The organism is Microcoleus sp. Pol12B4, from assembly GCF_036701385.1.
Taxonomy (GTDB): Bacteria; Cyanobacteriota; Cyanobacteriia; order Cyanobacteriales; family Microcoleaceae; genus Microcoleus.
On record NZ_JAUBQR010000008.1, the window covers coordinates 1 to 18,821 of the forward strand.

Below are 18,821 nucleotides of genomic sequence, written 5' to 3' on the forward strand. Positions count from 1 at the left end.
ACGTTGAAAACCAAATACAGCAAGGCTTCTGGAACGGGCGGCCGGAAAATGCCTAAAACCCTATCAGGGATTGAAACGTTATGTGACCAGCGGGGAAAGGGTACGTTACATCCTGCCGGAAAATGCCTAAAACCCTATCAGGGATTGAAACTGCTGTGACAGCGGCGGCAGCATCAAAATAGCTCTCAAGCCGGAAAATGCCTAAAACCCTATCAGGGATTGAAACTTCGCCACTTGGCTACAGTACGGGGCGATCGACGCTGCGCCGGAAAATGCCTAAAACCCTATCAGGGATTGAAACGTCAGCGCTTTGCTTATTTGTGGTATTTCTCGATCCTGCCGGAAAATGCCTAAAACCCTATCAGGGATTGAAACAGCAGTATAGAGCGAGCGATCGCATATCTTGACTCGCCGGAAAATGCCTAAAACCCTATCAGGGATTGAAACGTTTGTATCTAAGCTCAATCATAAAAACTCCCAAACAATGCCGGAAAATGCCTAAAACCCTATCAGGGATTGAAACATATCTATTTACGTTTGATTGATCGTTTGCCACCGCGCGCCGGAAAATGCCTAAAACCCTATCAGGGATTGAAACAACTATTGCCTCGACCTCTTGATATCTAAAAGGTTGCCGGAAAATGCCTAAAACCCTATCAGGGATTGAAACTTTAGTTGGCAATCCGCATGATTACCGCCTCTTGAGCCGGAAAATGCCTAAAACCCTATCAGGGATTGAAACGGAAATATCGGGGCTGATAGCGAGGACGCGATCGCGGGCCGGAAAATGCCTAAAACCCTATCAGGGATTGAAACTAGTTGCTTTCACTGGCGAAGCTAAGAAAAAATCAGCCGGAAAATGCCTAAAACCCTATCAGGGATTGAAACATTGACTGCATTGGCATTCCCACGAAACGAACCAAAGCCGGAAAATGCCTAAAACCCTATCAGGGATTGAAACTCAATTCACCTGCTTGAAGGAGATCTTGCAATCTCCGCCGGAAAATGCCTAAAACCCTATCAGGGATTGAAACAACTTACGATATCCCGGACGGCTTCTAAATCCATCTAGGCCGGAAAATGCCTAAAACCCTATCAGGGATTGAAACCTGTAACATCTGTTCGATAAAATGACGCACCATGCCGGAAAATGCCTAAAACCCTATCAGGGATTGAAACAAAATGCCCCCACAAAACCGGATTTAACCCGCTCCGAGCCGGAAAATGCCTAAAACCCTATCAGGGATTGAAACCCTGATTGATACGGGGATTAAGTTTAAGGCATGCCGGAAAATGCCTAAAACCCTATCAGGGATTGAAACACCGCCCCGCACCCATACCACCGCACCCGCCCCGACGCCGGAAAATGCCTAAAACCCTATCAGGGATTGAAACTTAAAAAGTTCGCACGGTAAGAAAAAAGTTAACGCCGGAAAATGCCTAAAACCCTATCAGGGATTGAAACTCTTCAAACATATCGGGTGTAGCTTCTTGCACTTCATGCCGGAAAATGCCTAAAACCCTATCAGGGATTGAAACATAGTTTCGTGGATAATACCGATCGCTGCGACTCCTGCCGGAAAATGCCTAAAACCCTATCAGGGATTGAAACGATCATGTCGCCACCTTGGAAGGAAAAATTGCCAAGCCGGAAAATGCCTAAAACCCTATCAGGGATTGAAACCCAACATCGATCGATCCTCCAATCGGCCCCAACCCGGCCGGAAAATGCCTAAAACCCTATCAGGGATTGAAACATAGATGGCTATCGCAGGACGGGTCAGGATACCTTAAGCCGGAAAATGCCTAAAACCCTATCAGGGATTGAAACACAGCACTCACACCACCAACAACCGCACCGACTGAGCCGGAAAATGCCTAAAACCCTATCAGGGATTGAAACGCAGTGGGTGCGGTCTTTCCGTTCGTGGTGTTTTCGAGCCGGAAAATGCCTAAAACCCTATCAGGGATTGAAACTGTGAGGCTGTCAGGTGTTACCCGCTGCACTGCATGCCGGAAAATGCCTAAAACCCTATCAGGGATTGAAACAGAAATCAGTGCTGACAACAGCCTAGAACAAACAGCGCCGGAAAATGCCTAAAACCCTATCAGGGATTGAAACCTCGCTCTTGATGCACAACCACTACCGCCCAGTAGCCGGAAAATGCCTAAAACCCTATCAGGGATTGAAACAAAGTTGTCGTCAACCTCCCTAACCCATTCCAGAGCCGGAAAATGCCTAAAACCCTATCAGGGATTGAAACTATTAGTAGCCATAACAAAAAAAGAACACTACATGCCGGAAAATGCCTAAAACCCTATCAGGGATTGAAACACATAATGCCCAAACCATCAAAGGTTCGACCGCGCCGGAAAATGCCTAAAACCCTATCAGGGATTGAAACGTACAGGATTTCGACGAGTGGCTCAAGCCTAAGGCCGGAAAATGCCTAAAACCCTATCAGGGATTGAAACTATGTCTGTGCGACCGTAGATTATCGAGTAGAGGGCCGGAAAATGCCTAAAACCCTATCAGGGATTGAAACAGTTGGGAAGTCGAGCCGATTCGCTTCCCAATAGAGCCGGAAAATGCCTAAAACCCTATCAGGGATTGAAACATCTCACATCGGCTGCGATGTGCCTCGATTATCACGCCGGAAAATGCCTAAAACCCTATCAGGGATTGAAACCCAACACCCGCTGAGTGCCTTTTATTTCCGTTGCCTCGCCGGAAAATGCCTAAAACCCTATCAGGGATTGAAACAAAAGGAAAATCCACAGAAAACAGAAAGAACGAAAGCCGGAAAATGCCTAAAACCCTATCAGGGATTGAAACTTAATTTTACTTTTTCCAAAAAAAGGATTAGTTTTCAAGCCGGAAAATGCCTAAAACCCTATCAGGGATTGAAACTCCCAGCGCGGCTCGACAGCTTGCGGCTGCGGGCCGGAAAATGCCTAAAACCCTATCAGGGATTGAAACTTAGCCTGTGTGCTTCAATTGCTTGTGCTGTTGCCGGCCGGAAAATGCCTAAAACCCTATCAGGGATTGAAACTCCCAGCGCGGCTCGACAGCTTGCGGCTGCGGCGCTACCTCGGCCGGAAAATGCCTAAAACCCTATCAGGGATTGAAACACGAAAACGATATGGTATCAGCGCTAGAGAAGAGCCGGAAAATGCCTAAAACCCTATCAGGGATTGAAACTCAAACTGATTGACGTACAGCTTGGGCCACACAAGCCGGAAAATGCCTAAAACCCTATCAGGGATTGAAACGTATCTAAGCCAGACGACAAGCAAGGAGCAAATTGCCGGAAAATGCCTAAAACCCTATCAGGGATTGAAACAAGATATCGACTACACGGTTAAGCTCGATAAGGAAGCCGGAAAATGCCTAAAACCCTATCAGGGATTGAAACACAAGCCCTGACAAACGCCAGAGCATTAGGATGTAAGGCCGGAAAATGCCTAAAACCCTATCAGGGATTGAAACAAATCCACTATCAGAATCGGGGTAACAGAGAAGACTTACGCCGGAAAATGCCTAAAACCCTATCAGGGATTGAAACAGGATTTCAAGTAGTGAGGAAAATATGATAAAGCCGGAAAATGCCTAAAACCCTATCAGGGATTGAAACGACGTGTACACATTATTGATATATGATTGATTCAGCCGGAAAATGCCTAAAACCCTATCAGGGATTGAAACTGTGCGGCTGCGGCGGTTGCCTCGGCGGTCGGTGGCCGGAAAATGCCTAAAACCCTATCAGGGATTGAAACAACAATCATCAAGCAAACAGTCGCAACCCTCAAGCCGGAAAATGCCTAAAACCCTATCAGGGATTGAAACCAGATTGATAGTAGTGCTGACCCTTCGTGAACTCAAGCCGGAAAATGCCTAAAACCCTATCAGGGATTGAAACGGCCTCGTGCCTCGGCCGGCCGGCGCTAGCGCCGGCACACAAGCCGGAAAATGCCTAAAACCCTATCAGGGATTGAAACAAATTTTCCGAGGTGATCGCTGTCGATGTATTGAAGCCGGAAAATGCCTAAAACCCTATCAGGGATTGAAACTAGTTGTTAGTGGCATTACTTAGTTACTCCTTTTAGGCCGGAAAATGCCTAAAACCCTATCAGGGATTGAAACTATCTCTTACTAATTAACACATTCCGGTCATTGCGCCGGAAAATGCCTAAAACCCTATCAGGGATTTAAACGAAGACTGTTGACTATCGGGTTGGTGTCAGGCTTAGTAAAGCCGGAAAATGCCTAAAACCCTATCAGGGATTGAAACCTATTTTGAATAGCGAAAAACTTTCAGGCGATAGAGCCGGAAAATGCCTAAAACCCTATCAGGGATTGAAACTCATCCCAAGCTTTTGCCACCAAATGAATTTTAAGCCGGAAAATGCCTAAAACCCTATCAGGGATTGAAACCTCCGTATGTTTTTGGGGAGCCCCAAATGCTGGCGCCGGAAAATGCCTAAAACCCTATCAGGGATTGAAACAAAAGCCTTAGTCCTAATCCCTAAATTTTGCAATGGGCCGGAAAATGCCTAAAACCCTATCAGGGATTGAAACGCTTATTGGAAGAAGCAGTAGTAGCAGATTGAGGCCGGAAAATGCCTAAAACCCTATCAGGGATTGAAACGTTGCTGTCACTATCCCGAATATTCCCCACTTCCGCCGGAAAATGCCTAAAACCCTATCAGGGATTGAAACTCATCTCTCAAAATCTCTTGTTTATTGGTAGTGCCGCCGGAAAATGCCTAAAACCCTATCAGGGATTGAAACGCAGACATAAATTTATCCCGTCCTTGCGGGCTCTAGAGCCGGAAAATGCCTAAAACCCTATCAGGGATTGAAACGCAGAACGAGTTAGGCAACCTGAAAGCAGAGAATAAGCCGGAAAATGCCTAAAACCCTATCAGGGATTGAAACGCCAGAATGTTGGGAATCGCCTCAGATTTAGTGCCGGAAAATGCCTAAAACCCTATCAGGGATTGAAACGCAGCCGGACACAAATCTATGGAGAATGCGATCGAAGAGCCGGAAAATGCCTAAAACCCTATCAGGGATTGAAACCAGGACTGTGCCGAGGGAGCATATAAACCCATCTCATGCCGGAAAATGCCTAAAACCCTATCAGGGATTGAAACAATTTAGAAGTAGAAGAGTCAACATCGTTACAGGCCGGAAAATGCCTAAAACCCTATCAGGGATTGAAACCAGTAACATTACAAATTACAAGTGCAGGCAACAGCCGGAAAATGCCTAAAACCCTATCAGGGATTGAAACCGAGTAAGGGTCAGCAGTTCGGATGTAATATAAGCCGGAAAATGCCTAAAACCCTATCAGGGATTGAAACCAGTTGCCGCCACCGCTACCGGCCCGGACTTGGCCGGCCGGAAAATGCCTAAAACCCTATCAGGGATTGAAACAAGACAAGAAGATGCCGCAAGAATTAACAGCCCTGGCCGGAAAATGCCTAAAACCCTATCAGGGATTGAAACGAGGGAAGAAGTGCGGGAAGTGCGATCGCAACTTGAGCCGGAAAATGCCTAAAACCCTATCAGGGATTGAAACTCAATTTTGCGATCGAACTCTAGACCATGTGAGGTCAGGCCGGAAAATGCCTAAAACCCTATCAGGGATTGAAACTTTCGATTCCATCACTTTCGCTTCAAATGCGATCGCCTGCCGGAAAATGCCTAAAACCCTATCAGGGATTGAAACTCAATCCCTGGTAGGGAGTATTTGCTCGACTTTGCCGGAAAATGCCTAAAACCCTATCAGGGATTGAAACACGATCGAAGCTCTTGATCACAATCCCCAAGACGCCGGAAAATGCCTAAAACCCTATCAGGGATTGAAACTTTAGTGCGATAATTTCTTCGTTTAAGCTTGAAAGCCGGAAAATGCCTAAAACCCTATCAGGGATTGAAACGCGGGGAGTTGTACCAATCCATCTGGTAAGGGATAGCCGGAAAATGCCTAAAACCCTATCAGGGATTGAAACTTTTGGGACTCCTACACGAACAAATTCTCCCGCACGAATGCCGGAAAATGCCTAAAACCCTATCAGGGATTGAAACTTTATTTTTGACTGCAATGGCTTCAAGTTTTTTGGGCCGGAAAATGCCTAAAACCCTATCAGGGATTGAAACAACCATTACCAGTGTTTGCTTGCCTTCCTTCCACGCCGGAAAATGCCTAAAACCCTATCAGGGATTGAAACTGATCCACATACCCAATACCTCAATACCGTGAGAGCCGGAAAATGCCTAAAACCCTATCAGGGATTGAAACGTTCTCGTGAAATCGGAGATGTCGTTTTCTCCCGGCCGGAAAATGCCTAAAACCCTATCAGGGATTGAAACACTACCTGTTGGAGTAGCAACCGTTTGGGTCGCGCCGGAAAATGCCTAAAACCCTATCAGGGATTGAAACGGCAAAATTGGCAGGATAAAATGTGGGACCGCTACAAACAAGCCGGAAAATGCCTAAAACCCTATCAGGGATTGAAACTGATTTGCCCAAATCTCGCGCATCAAGTCAAAGCCGGAAAATGCCTAAAACCCTATCAGGGATTGAAACCTGATTGCTGTATGGGGTGTGGGTGAGAGTGCCACCGGCCGGAAAATGCCTAAAACCCTATCAGGGATTGAAACTTGAGTTTGACCGAGTGAGCCGAAAAAGTTAGAAGCCGGAAAATGCCTAAAACCCTATCAGGGATTGAAACCTCTACAGGATGATGGGCGCTATCAACCTCAATTTTGCCGGAAAATGCCTAAAACCCTATCAGGGATTGAAACTTGAATGAAAGAGAATCCCAACGACATAGCAAACGCCGGAAAATGCCTAAAACCCTATCAGGGATTGAAACTTTAGTATCGTTAAGCAGTCGCATTACCGCGCGGTTGCCGGAAAATGCCTAAAACCCTATCAGGGATTGAAACCACTCAGTTTACAAAGTGACGGAACTCGAACTGCGCCGGAAAATGCCTAAAACCCTATCAGGGATTGAAACTTCTCGCTACTCGTAACTACTTAATTATACTACTAAGGCCGGAAAATGCCTAAAACCCTATCAGGGATTGAAACTTCAACTTCCCTGATCGAAACTCGCTGATGTGATTTGCCGGAAAATGCCTAAAACCCTATCAGGGATTGAAACTTAAACTTGGTTGCCCTAACTCTGTATTAATTCTGCCGGAAAATGCCTAAAACCCTATCAGGGATTGAAACTTTCTGTTTGCCAGTGCCAGCCACAGAGATAATCAAGCCGGAAAATGCCTAAAACCCTATCAGGGATTGAAACGCGAAAATCTAAGACGCTCAAACAGCAGTCTGTACCGCCGGAAAATGCCTAAAACCCTATCAGGGATTGAAACGAATGTCGGGGTTGGCGTCCTGGTTGGTCAAATAAGGTGCCGGAAAATGCCTAAAACCCTATCAGGGATTGAAACTTGGAGGATGCCGTCATAGACGCTCGCAAGATTGAACGCGGCCGGAAAATGCCTAAAACCCTATCAGGGATTGAAACCCCTTATCATAAGGATTGGCAGACTCGTGTTTTGCCGGAAAATGCCTAAAACCCTATCAGGGATTTAAACAGCGCAGGAACATCAGAGCCAGAATACTTGACTTTGGCCGGAAAATGCCTAAAACCCTATCAGGGATTGAAACGCATGATTTCTGTCTCCCAGATATGCCTGCACAACCTGCCGGAAAATGCCTAAAACCCTATCAGGGATTGAAACCATAGGATTGGCCGGAAAATGCCTAAAACCCTATCAGGGATTGAAACTTACGGATTACTCGAAGTTCCCTACTGGCTGCCGGCCGGAAAATGCCTAAAACCCTATCAGGGATTGAAACACGGCGAGGGAGAGCGAATGATTCAGAATGTTTTAGGCCGGAAAATGCCTAAAACCCTATCAGGGATTGAAACCTGTGTGATGCTTGCCGCTAGTTTCATCGATCCAGCGCCGGAAAATGCCTAAAACCCTATCAGGGATTGAAACGGAGCAAAATTTCTAGCGCTGCTAATCGAACCTCTAGCCGGAAAATGCCTAAAACCCTATCAGGGATTGAAACCCGCATTCGTCAATCTTCCCCCTCTACAATTAACCATAGCCGGAAAATGCCTAAAACCCTATCAGGGATTGAAACTTTTGTCTTGGGCGCGGTGGGGTGGATCGGAATTGAGCCGGAAAATGCCTAAAACCCTATCAGGGATTGAAACTCCATCAATGTGACCCCAAATAAGAAAGAACAATGCCGGAAAATGCCTAAAACCCTATCAGGGATTGAAACTCAATCGGGAGATTTTAAACAGCACGCTCTATGCCGGAAAATGCCTAAAACCCTATCAGGGATTGAAACTATTGCAACGGGGTCTGCACTAGGGACGAATGGGGCAAGCCGGAAAATGCCTAAAACCCTATCAGGGATTGAAACCTCGGGAGGTTGACGAGTGCGGGTGTAGTTGAACAAAGCCGGAAAATGCCTAAAACCCTATCAGGGATTGAAACTTAAGCGGGTTTTTGCACTGGCCCAAGAGGCACTACTGCCGGAAAATGCCTAAAACCCTATCAGGGATTGAAACTTTGTTATGGCTATTAAACCCCTTAAAAAACCCCGCCGGAAAATGCCTAAAACCCTATCAGGGATTGAAACCAATGCAGCAATAGCGGCGAGAATTCCACCTAAACGCCGGAAAATGCCTAAAACCCTATCAGGGATTGAAACGAGGAACCCCGGAAAGTCCAGCGCATGGCAGCAAGCCGGAAAATGCCTAAAACCCTATCAGGGATTGAAACTAGTCATTAGCCGGAAATTAAGGGCCACAAAATGGCCGGAAAATGCCTAAAACCCTATCAGGGATTGAAACTTGACACGCAGGTCTGAAATTGCGATTGCTGCCTGGCCGGAAAATGCCTAAAACCCTATCAGGGATTGAAACAAAAACTTACACAATCCCAAATTTTCCTTTCCGCAGTGCCGGAAAATGCCTAAAACCCTATCAGGGATTGAAACCAACCGAGTGTTCACCCGATGAATTCAACCACCGAAAAAGCCGGAAAATGCCTAAAACCCTATCAGGGATTGAAACAAAACCTCAATCAACAGATGCAGTCCTTGGTGGGCCGGAAAATGCCTAAAACCCTATCAGGGATTGAAACATACTTCTTCCTCCCTCGCTTTCAGAGAAACAAAGGCCGGAAAATGCCTAAAACCCTATCAGGGATTGAAACTGGGAAATGTAAGTTACCGCATTTTTCATGAAGGCCGGAAAATGCCTAAAACCCTATCAGGGATTGAAACACAGAATTAGCCGTCACGCCAGTTGTTACAGAATTGGAGGCCGGAAAATGCCTAAAACCCTATCAGGGATTGAAACACTGGCAAACTTCATCGTCGGCGCTGACAAGCTCCCCACCGGAAAATGCCTAAAACCCTATCAGGGATTGAAACACCGCGACCGATTGCCGAGAATAGCTCTTTGGGCCGGAAAATGCCTAAAACCCTATCAGGGATTGAAACAAATTACAGGTTCCCTCGGGATGGTAAACATTATGCCGGAAAATGCCTAAAACCCTATCAGGGATTGAAACTTAATTCAAAAGGAGGCGATTCAATAACTGTTGTGACGCCGGAAAATGCCTAAAACCCTATCAGGGATTGAAACCTGCTACTGTTGCGGGTGCTGCTGGTGTTGCTATCGCCGGAAAATGCCTAAAACCCTATCAGGGATTGAAACATCGCAGAACGGGACGGAGTTGAACCGAGAAAACTTGCCGGAAAATGCCTAAAACCCTATCAGGGATTGAAACGTGTTTAGGCGTAGCTGACAAATCGGCGAATAACTGCGCCGGAAAATGCCTAAAACCCTATCAGGGATTGAAACCAATCAACGGCAGACACCGTTCTTAAGGAAGGGCCGGAAAATGCCTAAAACCCTATCAGGGATTGAAACCCTTTCTGGTTGCCGGAAGACCTCAGACCTATCGCCGGAAAATGCCTAAAACCCTATCAGGGATTGAAACACGGTCAAGCCCAACTTTACGACCTAAACTCTGGTTGGCCGGAAAATGCCTAAAACCCTATCAGGGATTGAAACAAGATATGCAAAATTAGTTGGTGGATTGCGAATTGCCGGAAAATGCCTAAAACCCTATCAGGGATTGAAACGTATACAGGTGTTTACAATGGCTTCTTCTCGTGTGCCGGAAAATGCCTAAAACCCTATCAGGGATTGAAACATAAGGATTGATTGCACCCGCCGCAACCATTTCTAACGCCGGAAAATGCCTAAAACCCTATCAGGGATTGAAACCAGTCACAATAACAGTAGAGCCAGGGGGGAGCGAGTTTAAGCCGGAAAATGCCTAAAACCCTATCAGGGATTGAAACTCTCGTGATGACGATGAAGAGGAGGAAGTAGATGCCGGAAAATGCCTAAAACCCTATCAGGGATTGAAACCAAGTTAAAGACCGAGTACGAGATGAGGTTGCAGAGCCGGAAAATGCCTAAAACCCTATCAGGGATTGAAACTTCATAAAGCGCCGCTCGCTGTACCGCTTCTTAGGCCGGAAAATGCCTAAAACCCTATCAGGGATTGAAACACACAATTAACTTTTGGTTACACAATCAAATTTGCCGGAAAATGCCTAAAACCCTATCAGGGATTGAAACTTAACAAACCTTAGTTACAAAGAAGAATAGCCATGCAAAGCCGGAAAATGCCTAAAACCCTATCAGGGATTGAAACTACTTCCATCTGTCTCTGCCGTATTTCCATCAGTGCCGGAAAATGCCTAAATCCCTATTTAGGGCTTGAAACAAAAGCGGGATGGGAAGATCAACGATCGCACTCAGAAAGCCGGTTGTTTTGCGAGCATACTTCCGAACCCCCAGAAACAGCAAAAAACCCCCCTTCTTTGATTTTGATGCCTAGTCCTCTTAATGTCCTCAAAACTCAGCCACAATTAACCCCAAACCCTATCAAGGATTTTTTGTCACCCGATCAATCCAACTTGCATAAAATGATACCCGCGTGTCGCCGGAAATTTCCCCAAAACTGCCATTATCGTCAATTTTATCAAAATCGCTGATGTTTGTTTTGAAAAATCCTCGATCGCTATAACCCCAAGAACTAATCCCCGCAATCTTCCCGTCAACAAACGAAGGCCCGCCGGAATCTCCGCTAGCCGTAGCTATCTCATTTCTCCCCAAACCGCGATCGCGCAACCTCGGAAAAGGCCTCCCCAAAGCATCCTGTTCGCTAGTTCCCGCGTCAAAATCAAAGATTAATTGACTTCCTAAAACCAATTCCGACATATCTGAGTCTGTAGCATCTTTCAAAACATCAATTAAAGCATCATAGCGATTCTGTCCGCTATATCTTTTCGTCTCAGAATTAGAATTTTCATCTTGTCCCTTTGCACCTAAACCTATATACCCGTATCCAACTTTTGTCAATACTTTACCCACTTCATTTTTGTTTCTATTTATCTCGTACTGTTCGATCCTTGGCGGCGCGATCCTTTTCAGCTTTAAAATAGCAATATCGTTGCCAACTTCCGATTCGTAACCAGTCCAGCCCGGATGGATATAATATTTGCTAACGGGGATGCTAACTTCACCCCTAGGCAATTTAAAAATTGCTTTAATTGCCGTTTCAGCAGGAATCTTAACTCCGCCTTCATTCAGACAGTGAGCCGCCGTGAGAACGTACAACCCTCCCGTTAGCAGCGAACCAGTACAGGAAGCCGAATCGAGATAGGCCACGCCTGTATATTGATTTAAAGCTAAAGGTTTGCGGGAACTGCTGTCAGGAAAAGCGCTAATTATCGATCGCCCAACTCCGGCCGTTTCTAAAACTAAAAATACCGTCACAACCGCGATTAATAATATTTTGATTCCTGACTTCATTTTTGATAGTGAATTGGTTGGAGATCTAGTCGAGACCTGACTTGTTCAATAAGTCTGGTCTCGCGACTATTTCGTTTGTTGAAATTAGCTTACTTATTGCAACACTTTACTTGGATAATTCGACATTAAGTTCGTTGACAACGCGGCGTTTTAGCGGTATTGATTTTTCACGGGGCAGCAAATCAAATACTTTCCGAAAAGCATCATCTACCTGTTCAAATGGTATTTGTCCTCTCTCATTAAAAACTACTTTTCCCGATTGGTCGAGGATGAGAGTTTGAGGTACGAAACCTTCATAATAATGGCTCGGTTCGGTGAGTTCCGGTGACGGTTGGGGAGGCAAAGAGTCAACGGTTATCGGCATAAAATCCGCTTCGCGGCCGTAAAATTCCTGAAGTTGAGAGACGACGATCGCATATTGCTTGGAGTCGCTGCTGTCGTCAGTGTAAAACACTAATAATACGGGTTTATGGCGTTTGAAAGAATCTGCAAGCTTGACTTTAGGAGGAACTAGGGAACCGTTACCGGCGTAGAGGGCATAAATAGTACCGTCGAAGCGATCGTCTGTGAGAGTTGCGAAGGCTGGTGGCGTGCCGGTTACCAGTATCAAACTAAGTGCGATCACCACTGTTAAAAGACAGGCTGACAAGATTCGCTTCAGCAAGCCCAGGCCAGAAGCAGGAGTAACAAGTGAATTTTTGTTCTCAGGAAATATCATAGGTTGTTGGCAGTTGCTGTAAGGAAAGCGAAATCAAATGCAAAAACTTTCCTAATTGTATCAGCAACTGTATGCAAATGTTCCTGAGTAGGTTAACGTAGTTTCGGATAGACTATAATAATTTGCTTGTTGTAGCGCTCGACACGGTGATTCTACTGATCCAAGAACACTATTTGCGATCGGCTTTTCAGGAGTGGGCTGAAAGTGTCCGCGCCACAATAGAATTTATTTGTTGCACGCTGGGCTTCTAGCTTCTGAGAATGATGCAAGATGTTAAATCCAATTGATAATTAGAAACTGACAACTGGGAACTAATCACTAATGATAGCTTTGCTTGACACACTCCTTGCCCAAACGCCCGCTGCTGATGTTTCCGGGCCCGCTCAAATCAATCTGTTGCAAGCGATTGTTTTAGGAATTGTACAAGGATTAACCGAGTTTTTGCCCATCAGCAGCACCGCTCATTTAAAGGTAGTGCCGATCGCCCTGGGATGGGGCGATCCCGGGGTTGCTTATACTGCTGTAATCCAGTTGGGCAGCATTGTGGCTGTGCTTTGGTATTTCTGGAAAGACTTGACAACTATAACTTTGGGTGCTGTAGATGCCGTGGTGCGAGGCGACTACAAATCGCAAGAGTTTCAAATAGCGCTGGGAATTGTTTTGGGAACAATACCCATACTCTTTTTGGGGCTGCTAATCAAGGCATTGGTTCCAGATTTTGATCACTCGCCACTCAGGAGTTTGGCCAGCATCGCCATTGCTTCGATCGTCATGTCGCTACTGTTAGCAACAGCAGAAAAAATTGGTAAGCGCAATCGCACTTATGAAAAGTTAACTGTCTCAGACGGCATTTTTATGGGATTAGCTCAAGCAATAGCCTTGATTCCGGGGTGTTCGCGATCGGGTTCCACTCTCACAGCAGGATTGTTCATGGGATTGGAAAGATCCGCCGCCGCGCGATTTTCTTTTTTATTGGGAATTCCGGCAATTACTCTCGCTGGATTAGTGGAATTGAAGGGTGCTTTAGGAGAAGGAATCAGCGATGCTGGAGTTGCAGCTTTGATAGTGGGAACAATTTCGGCATTTGTGTTTTCTTATTTGTCGATCGCGTGGCTGCTCAAGTTCCTGCAAACTCAAAACACCTGGGTGTTTGTGTGGTATCGGCTGGCTTTTGGCGTGGCCATTTTAACGGCGATCGCAGGTGGGGGGCTGAGAAATATCTAAAATACGACTAACTTGAACCTAATTATAGCCCTTCTCAAGGACAGTAAAGTATGTCCGGTAATGGGTAATCGGTAATGGGTAAGAAAGCAATCGCTCGCCCTAGCACCTTACTCACACTTTTTTGCCTATATATGCCCTCAGAGCTGCCACTTGACAAGCATGAGATTTTAAGGCTTTGACAAAGGGATATTCGGCTCTCAACGCTGTATTGTGACGATACATATCTTTTTGTTCCAGCCCTCGGTTGCCCATCCAAAAACGGACACATTTGTGGCGGACAAACTGAGCGGTTTTAATCACTTCGTCTGCAGCAGCGTATTGAGTTGTTTTTGCCTTAGCCTTAAACTCTAAAACTATTCTTGACGTGGAAAAACTTTACCAGAAAGAATTGGTTTAAAGCCAGAACCTCGATCGGGAGAAATTAAAAGAAGACTATTCATTACTCCAATCCTCTTCCTTCCAGGTAGAGGTCGCTATCAACTGTCAACTGAAGTAATTATTGTAGTATAGAAAAGCCGTCAAGCTAAGAATGGGGCTTGTATCCTATTAATTTCGGTAACGCTAAAAGGAGAGTGGCTGTGAAAAAAGTAGCAGTATTTGGCAACGCTGGAGGCGGTAAATCAACTCTCAGCAAGAGATTATCGGACATCACTGGGTTGCCGTTTTACGTCTTGGACAAGATTAAATATCGATCGCGCGGCGTTGAGGTGTCACAGGAAGACTACAAGCACGCCCATCAGGAAATTTTGCAGACTGACAGATGGATTATTGACGGGTTTGGCTGCATGGAAACCGTCTCGCTGCGACTTGATGAGGCGGATACTCTGGTTTATGTCGATCTACCCCTCTACGTGCATTTCTGGTTGATGACTAAACGAATGAGCTCGGGTTACTTTAATCCGCCCGAAGGCTGGCCAGAAAATAGTCCAATATTCAAGGGCTCGATGATCAGTTACCGCGTGCTTTTGTTGTGTCACAAATAGTTGACTCCAATGATATCGCGAATATATCGATCGGGCGCGAAGTAGCAAAAGTGTTGCTCACATCAGGTATACTGAACAGATTTCGCAATTTTTTGAGTATATTGAAAATGAGACCAAAATTAAAGATGGTGAACTGATATAATCAACTTAATGACTCAGTTACGGTTCACATTAATACGATTAATTTATGGAAGCCACACTAGAAGCTAAGTTGTGATGCCGATCGAGAGATGGCTGCAACTACCCGCCAAGCTGTACAGGAAAAAATTGCCAGCGATCGCACGTTAATATTTGCCTATCATTTTGGGTATCCGACATTTCCGCGCGCGATAGGGGTGGATTTGAGTGGCAACCTGTCTACTGGCAGTTTGAAAATTAATTCTACTTGCGGAAGTCATGCAAAGGTTATCTGCAGCTACTAACCTTTGCCGTTAGACAGTTTCATTGTAATCTATAATCGAGCAGTAAATTCTTGCTAAGAAATGATGTAGCTCGACGATAAAAAATTATGCAGCAACAGAATTGGCAACCACCAGAATATATCCAACTCAAGGGTCAATTTGTCACGCTGAAGCCCCTCGTTGCAACAAGAGATGTAGGTGAACTCTATTCGATCTCGCATGGCACTCCTGAAAAGCAAGCTGTGTGGAATTATCTGTTCTATGGTCCGTTTGAAAGTCCCTCTGCCATGCAATACTGGATGGAAAGAGAAATGATTGGTAAGTCCGATCCTTTGACTTGGACAGTCTTTGAAAACTCCAGTAATACTCAAGTGGGAATTGTCGCATTACTAGCGATCGTCCCCAATCACAGTCGAGCAGAAATCGGTCATGTGTGGTTTAGCCCTGCTGTACATAAAAGTAAAGTTAATACAGAGTCACAGTTTTTATTACTTCAGCATCTTTTTGACGGCCATTCATACCGTAGAGTTGAGTGGAAATGCGATGCACTTAATCATGCTAGCCGAACTACGGCCGCCAGAATGGGATTTCTCTATGAAGGGCGTTTCCGACAACATATGATTGTTCGTGGCAGAAATAGGGATACTGATTGGTTTGCAATGACAGACAAGGAGTGGGGACGCTGTAAAGTGAATTTTGAAAAGTGGCTTTACTCAAACGATAAACTCTCGTTGATGGAACTCAACAATGGCTGAAGTTAACTTAGAATTATGATGAGGAGTTCTGGCACTATAATATATAGCAGTTTTCAGCTATTGGTACAAAGAAACCGGGTTTGTGGAGTGTGCTTCATAAACTTGGAATCTGTTATATGCTACACCCACTATCACGATTCGGCTTTCGCCGACGCTAAGCGATGTCTTCAGAAACATTAGTTAACTGGCTCGAATCCAGCACCGAATTAGGCATATTATCCCGCGAGATTTTACAGGCGATCGCGGGTGAAATGGAGATGACAACTTTTCCCCCTGGATTTCGAGTGGTAATAGAAGATACGCCCGTCACTAATCTCTATATCCTAGAACGAGGACAAGCCGATCGCTACCGCCGCAAACAACCGGGTTTAATGTGGGGGAGTAGTTTATTACCGGGAGCGATCGTCAATTTATCGGCCCTTCAACGATCGCAACCTGCGGATAGTCGAATTATTGCTCGGACAGAGTGTCAATTTTGGGTAATTAGTGCCGATCGCTGGCGCAATTTGCTAAAAAGATATCCACGCATTACCGAAGCCTACGCTCAACGCTTGGCTGCGAAATTAGAGCAGCTAGAAGCAGAAATTGCCTACGAACGCGAGCGTCAAAATGCCCTCCGCAGCTATCTAGTACCCAGGGCGAGACGGGGAGTAATTGGCAATAGTCGTTATGCAGTGAAATTGCGCCAACAAATTCGCACGGCATCGAGTGACAGCCGATCGGTATTAATCTCTGGCGAACCTGGTTTAGAAAAAGATAATTTAGCTGCTTTAATTCATTTCGGTTCCCATCGCCGCAACGAGCCAATTATTCAGATTAAAAGTGCTTTACTTCAGAGCAATGGAGCGGAATTATTCGGGCGGTTGGGCGGCAAACCGGGGCTGTTGGAATGGTTGGGAGAAGGGACGTTAATTTTAAATGACGTGCAAGAATTACCCGCTCAATTATGCCCCCAAATTCAGCAATTATTAACCGAGGGAACCTATACGCCAGTTGTCAAGGAAGGACAAATACCGCGACCACCGCGTTCTAGTAAGGCCCGGATAATTTTAATCTCAGAAATTGTGCAGCCCAAGCTAGATAAGCTGACACAACACAAGATTAAAGTCCCATCCTTGCGGGTGCGAAAAACCGATTTAGAGGCACAAGTCAACTATTATCTCAATATCATTGGTCGCAAAAAGAAATTAGTCAAGCCCCAAGTTACACCGGAAGCAATTCGCCGCTTACAAGCCTACGATTTCCCAGGTAATTTGCAGGAATTGCAGGGAATGGTCGATCGCGCCTTAGTTCAAGCACAAGGGAGTCAGGTATTAACGGAAGAAGTGTTTTGGGCCCAGGCAGCAAAGAAACAAAAGTTTCGGCTGAATTTATTAAATATTTATCCAAAATTTCGGCAATTTTTACGGAGCGATTGGTATCCCGATCGCGTGAATTATTGGTTTACCACCTGGGTGTTTGCATTGGTGGTAATTATCCTGTTTGTTGCTCCCCAAGATCGACAACATAATTTTGCCCTAAATATCTTTTGGGCGTGGTGGTGGCCGTTAATTTTATTATTATTCCCCATCATCGGGCGATTGTGGTGTGCTTTTTGCCCTTTTATGATTTATGGGGAAATCGTCCAAAAACTATCGCTAAAAATTTTTCCTCGAACTCTCAATAAATGGCCGCGCCAACAAGCCGAAAAATGGGGTGGCTGGCTTCTATTTGGACTATTTACTCTGATATTTCTGTGGGAAGAGTTGTGGAATTTAGAAAATACAGCCTATTTATCCAGTTGTTTGTTGTTGCTCATTACCGCCGGAGCGGTAATTTTTTCCCTAATCTTCGAGAGGCGGTTTTGGTGTCGTTATTTATGCCCGATCGGGGGAATGAATGGATTATTTGCTAAACTATCAATTATCGAACTTCGCGCCCAACAAGGAACCTGCGCGGCGGAATGCAGCACCTACCAATGTTACAAAGGCGGCCCCGGCTTGGGGGAAGGATTAACTACTAATGGCTGTCCGATTTATTCCCATCCCGCCCAATTAACCGATAATAAAGATTGCGTGTTGTGCATGACTTGCTTGAAAGCTTGTCCGCATCGATCGGTAGAATTAAATCTGCGCCCTCCCGGCATCGAATTATGGACTACCCACGTACCTCACAGTTATGAAGTTGCCCTGTTATTTCTATTATTAGGCGGTATTTATCTGCATCGCTTGCCGGAGATAAATAGTTGGTTGGGGCTGGGCATCAATTTAGAGCAATTTTTACCTCATTTAGGACTGTCGCTCGCAGTGTTAATTATCCCGCCGATGATTCCCCTAATTGCCTACGCAATCATGCAGGCAATTTATCGCTTGGGACAAGTAGAAACCATGCCATTTACAACCTACAAACCCCTCTCATTTGTCTCTCTCGCCTACGGTTATTTACCCTTAGTCTGGGGCGGTAGTTTGGCTCACTATTGGCGATTGGGTTTGCAGGAAGGCGGTCGAGTGATTCCCGTAACTTTTGCCACTTTCGGACAAATGAGAGACGATTTACCGAGTTTTATTGGCGATCCAGCGGTGATTAGTTTCTTGCAAGGTTTAACTTTGATTGTATCATTATTAGTTACAATATTTGTGACTCAAAAAATTGCCAAGCGCTCAATTAAATCTTTGATTCCGCAACATTTAGCGAGTTTGTGCCTGATGCTGAGTTTGTGGTATGCGATCGTAGGAACCTGAGAGGGAGTATGCGCGATATATTACTTTGAGTTTTAATTTTTTACTTGCTCTGACCAATTTAAGAGCAGGCTTCTTGCTGA

8 protein-coding genes and 1 CRISPR repeat array are annotated in these 18,821 nt (G+C 45.3%); of the genes, 5 read left to right on the forward strand and 3 right to left on the reverse strand.

Annotation, left to right across the window (positions count from 1 at the left end; translation table 11 throughout):
* The first annotated feature begins 40 nt into the window (after positions 1 to 40).
* Positions 41 to 10,777: direct repeats of the CRISPR family, unit length 37 nt; unit sequence GCCGGAAAATGCCTAAAACCCTATCAGGGATTGAAAC.
* 233 nt (positions 10,778 to 11,010) lie between these two features.
* Complete coding sequence (locus QUA38_RS02380; RefSeq protein WP_333158865.1) at positions 11,011 to 11,940, reverse strand: trypsin-like serine protease; 930 nt, start codon at positions 11,938 to 11,940, stop codon at positions 11,011 to 11,013.
* 106 nt (positions 11,941 to 12,046) lie between these two features.
* Positions 12,047 to 12,658 carry a thylakoid membrane photosystem I accumulation factor gene (locus QUA38_RS02385; protein WP_333158867.1) on the reverse strand — a complete coding sequence of 204 codons (612 nt, stop codon included), beginning with the start codon at positions 12,656 to 12,658 and terminating at the stop codon, positions 12,047 to 12,049.
* 321 nt (positions 12,659 to 12,979) lie between these two features.
* Between QUA38_RS02385 and QUA38_RS02390 the strand changes: the two genes are divergently transcribed.
* On the forward strand, positions 12,980 to 13,882 hold the full coding sequence (locus QUA38_RS02390; protein ID WP_333158869.1) for an undecaprenyl-diphosphate phosphatase: 903 nt from the start codon (positions 12,980 to 12,982) through the stop codon (positions 13,880 to 13,882).
* Between the two features lie 111 nt (positions 13,883 to 13,993).
* Here QUA38_RS02390 and QUA38_RS02395 read toward each other — a convergent pair whose 3' ends face one another.
* On the reverse strand, positions 13,994 to 14,182 hold the full coding sequence (locus QUA38_RS02395; protein ID WP_333158871.1) for a hypothetical protein: 189 nt from the start codon (positions 14,180 to 14,182) through the stop codon (positions 13,994 to 13,996).
* A gap of 278 nt (positions 14,183 to 14,460) precedes the next feature.
* Between QUA38_RS02395 and QUA38_RS02400 the strand changes: the two genes are divergently transcribed.
* From QUA38_RS02400 to QUA38_RS02415, 4 genes are all read left to right on the forward strand, one after another.
* A complete protein-coding gene (locus QUA38_RS02400; protein WP_333158873.1) occupies positions 14,461 to 14,865 on the forward strand; it encodes an adenylate kinase in 405 nt (134 codons plus the stop codon).
* A gap of 230 nt (positions 14,866 to 15,095) precedes the next feature.
* Complete coding sequence (locus QUA38_RS02405) at positions 15,096 to 15,287, forward strand: hypothetical protein (RefSeq protein WP_333099960.1); 192 nt, start codon at positions 15,096 to 15,098, stop codon at positions 15,285 to 15,287.
* Positions 15,288 to 15,373: 86 nt separating this feature from the next.
* A complete protein-coding gene (locus tag QUA38_RS02410; RefSeq protein WP_333099958.1) occupies positions 15,374 to 16,021 on the forward strand; it encodes a GNAT family protein in 648 nt (215 codons plus the stop codon).
* Between the two features lie 161 nt (positions 16,022 to 16,182).
* The gene (locus QUA38_RS02415) at positions 16,183 to 18,741 is read left to right on the forward strand and encodes a sigma 54-interacting transcriptional regulator (protein WP_333158875.1); all 2,559 of its coding nucleotides are present in this window, start codon (positions 16,183 to 16,185) and stop codon (positions 18,739 to 18,741) included.
* Positions 18,742 to 18,821: the final 80 nt, after the last annotated feature.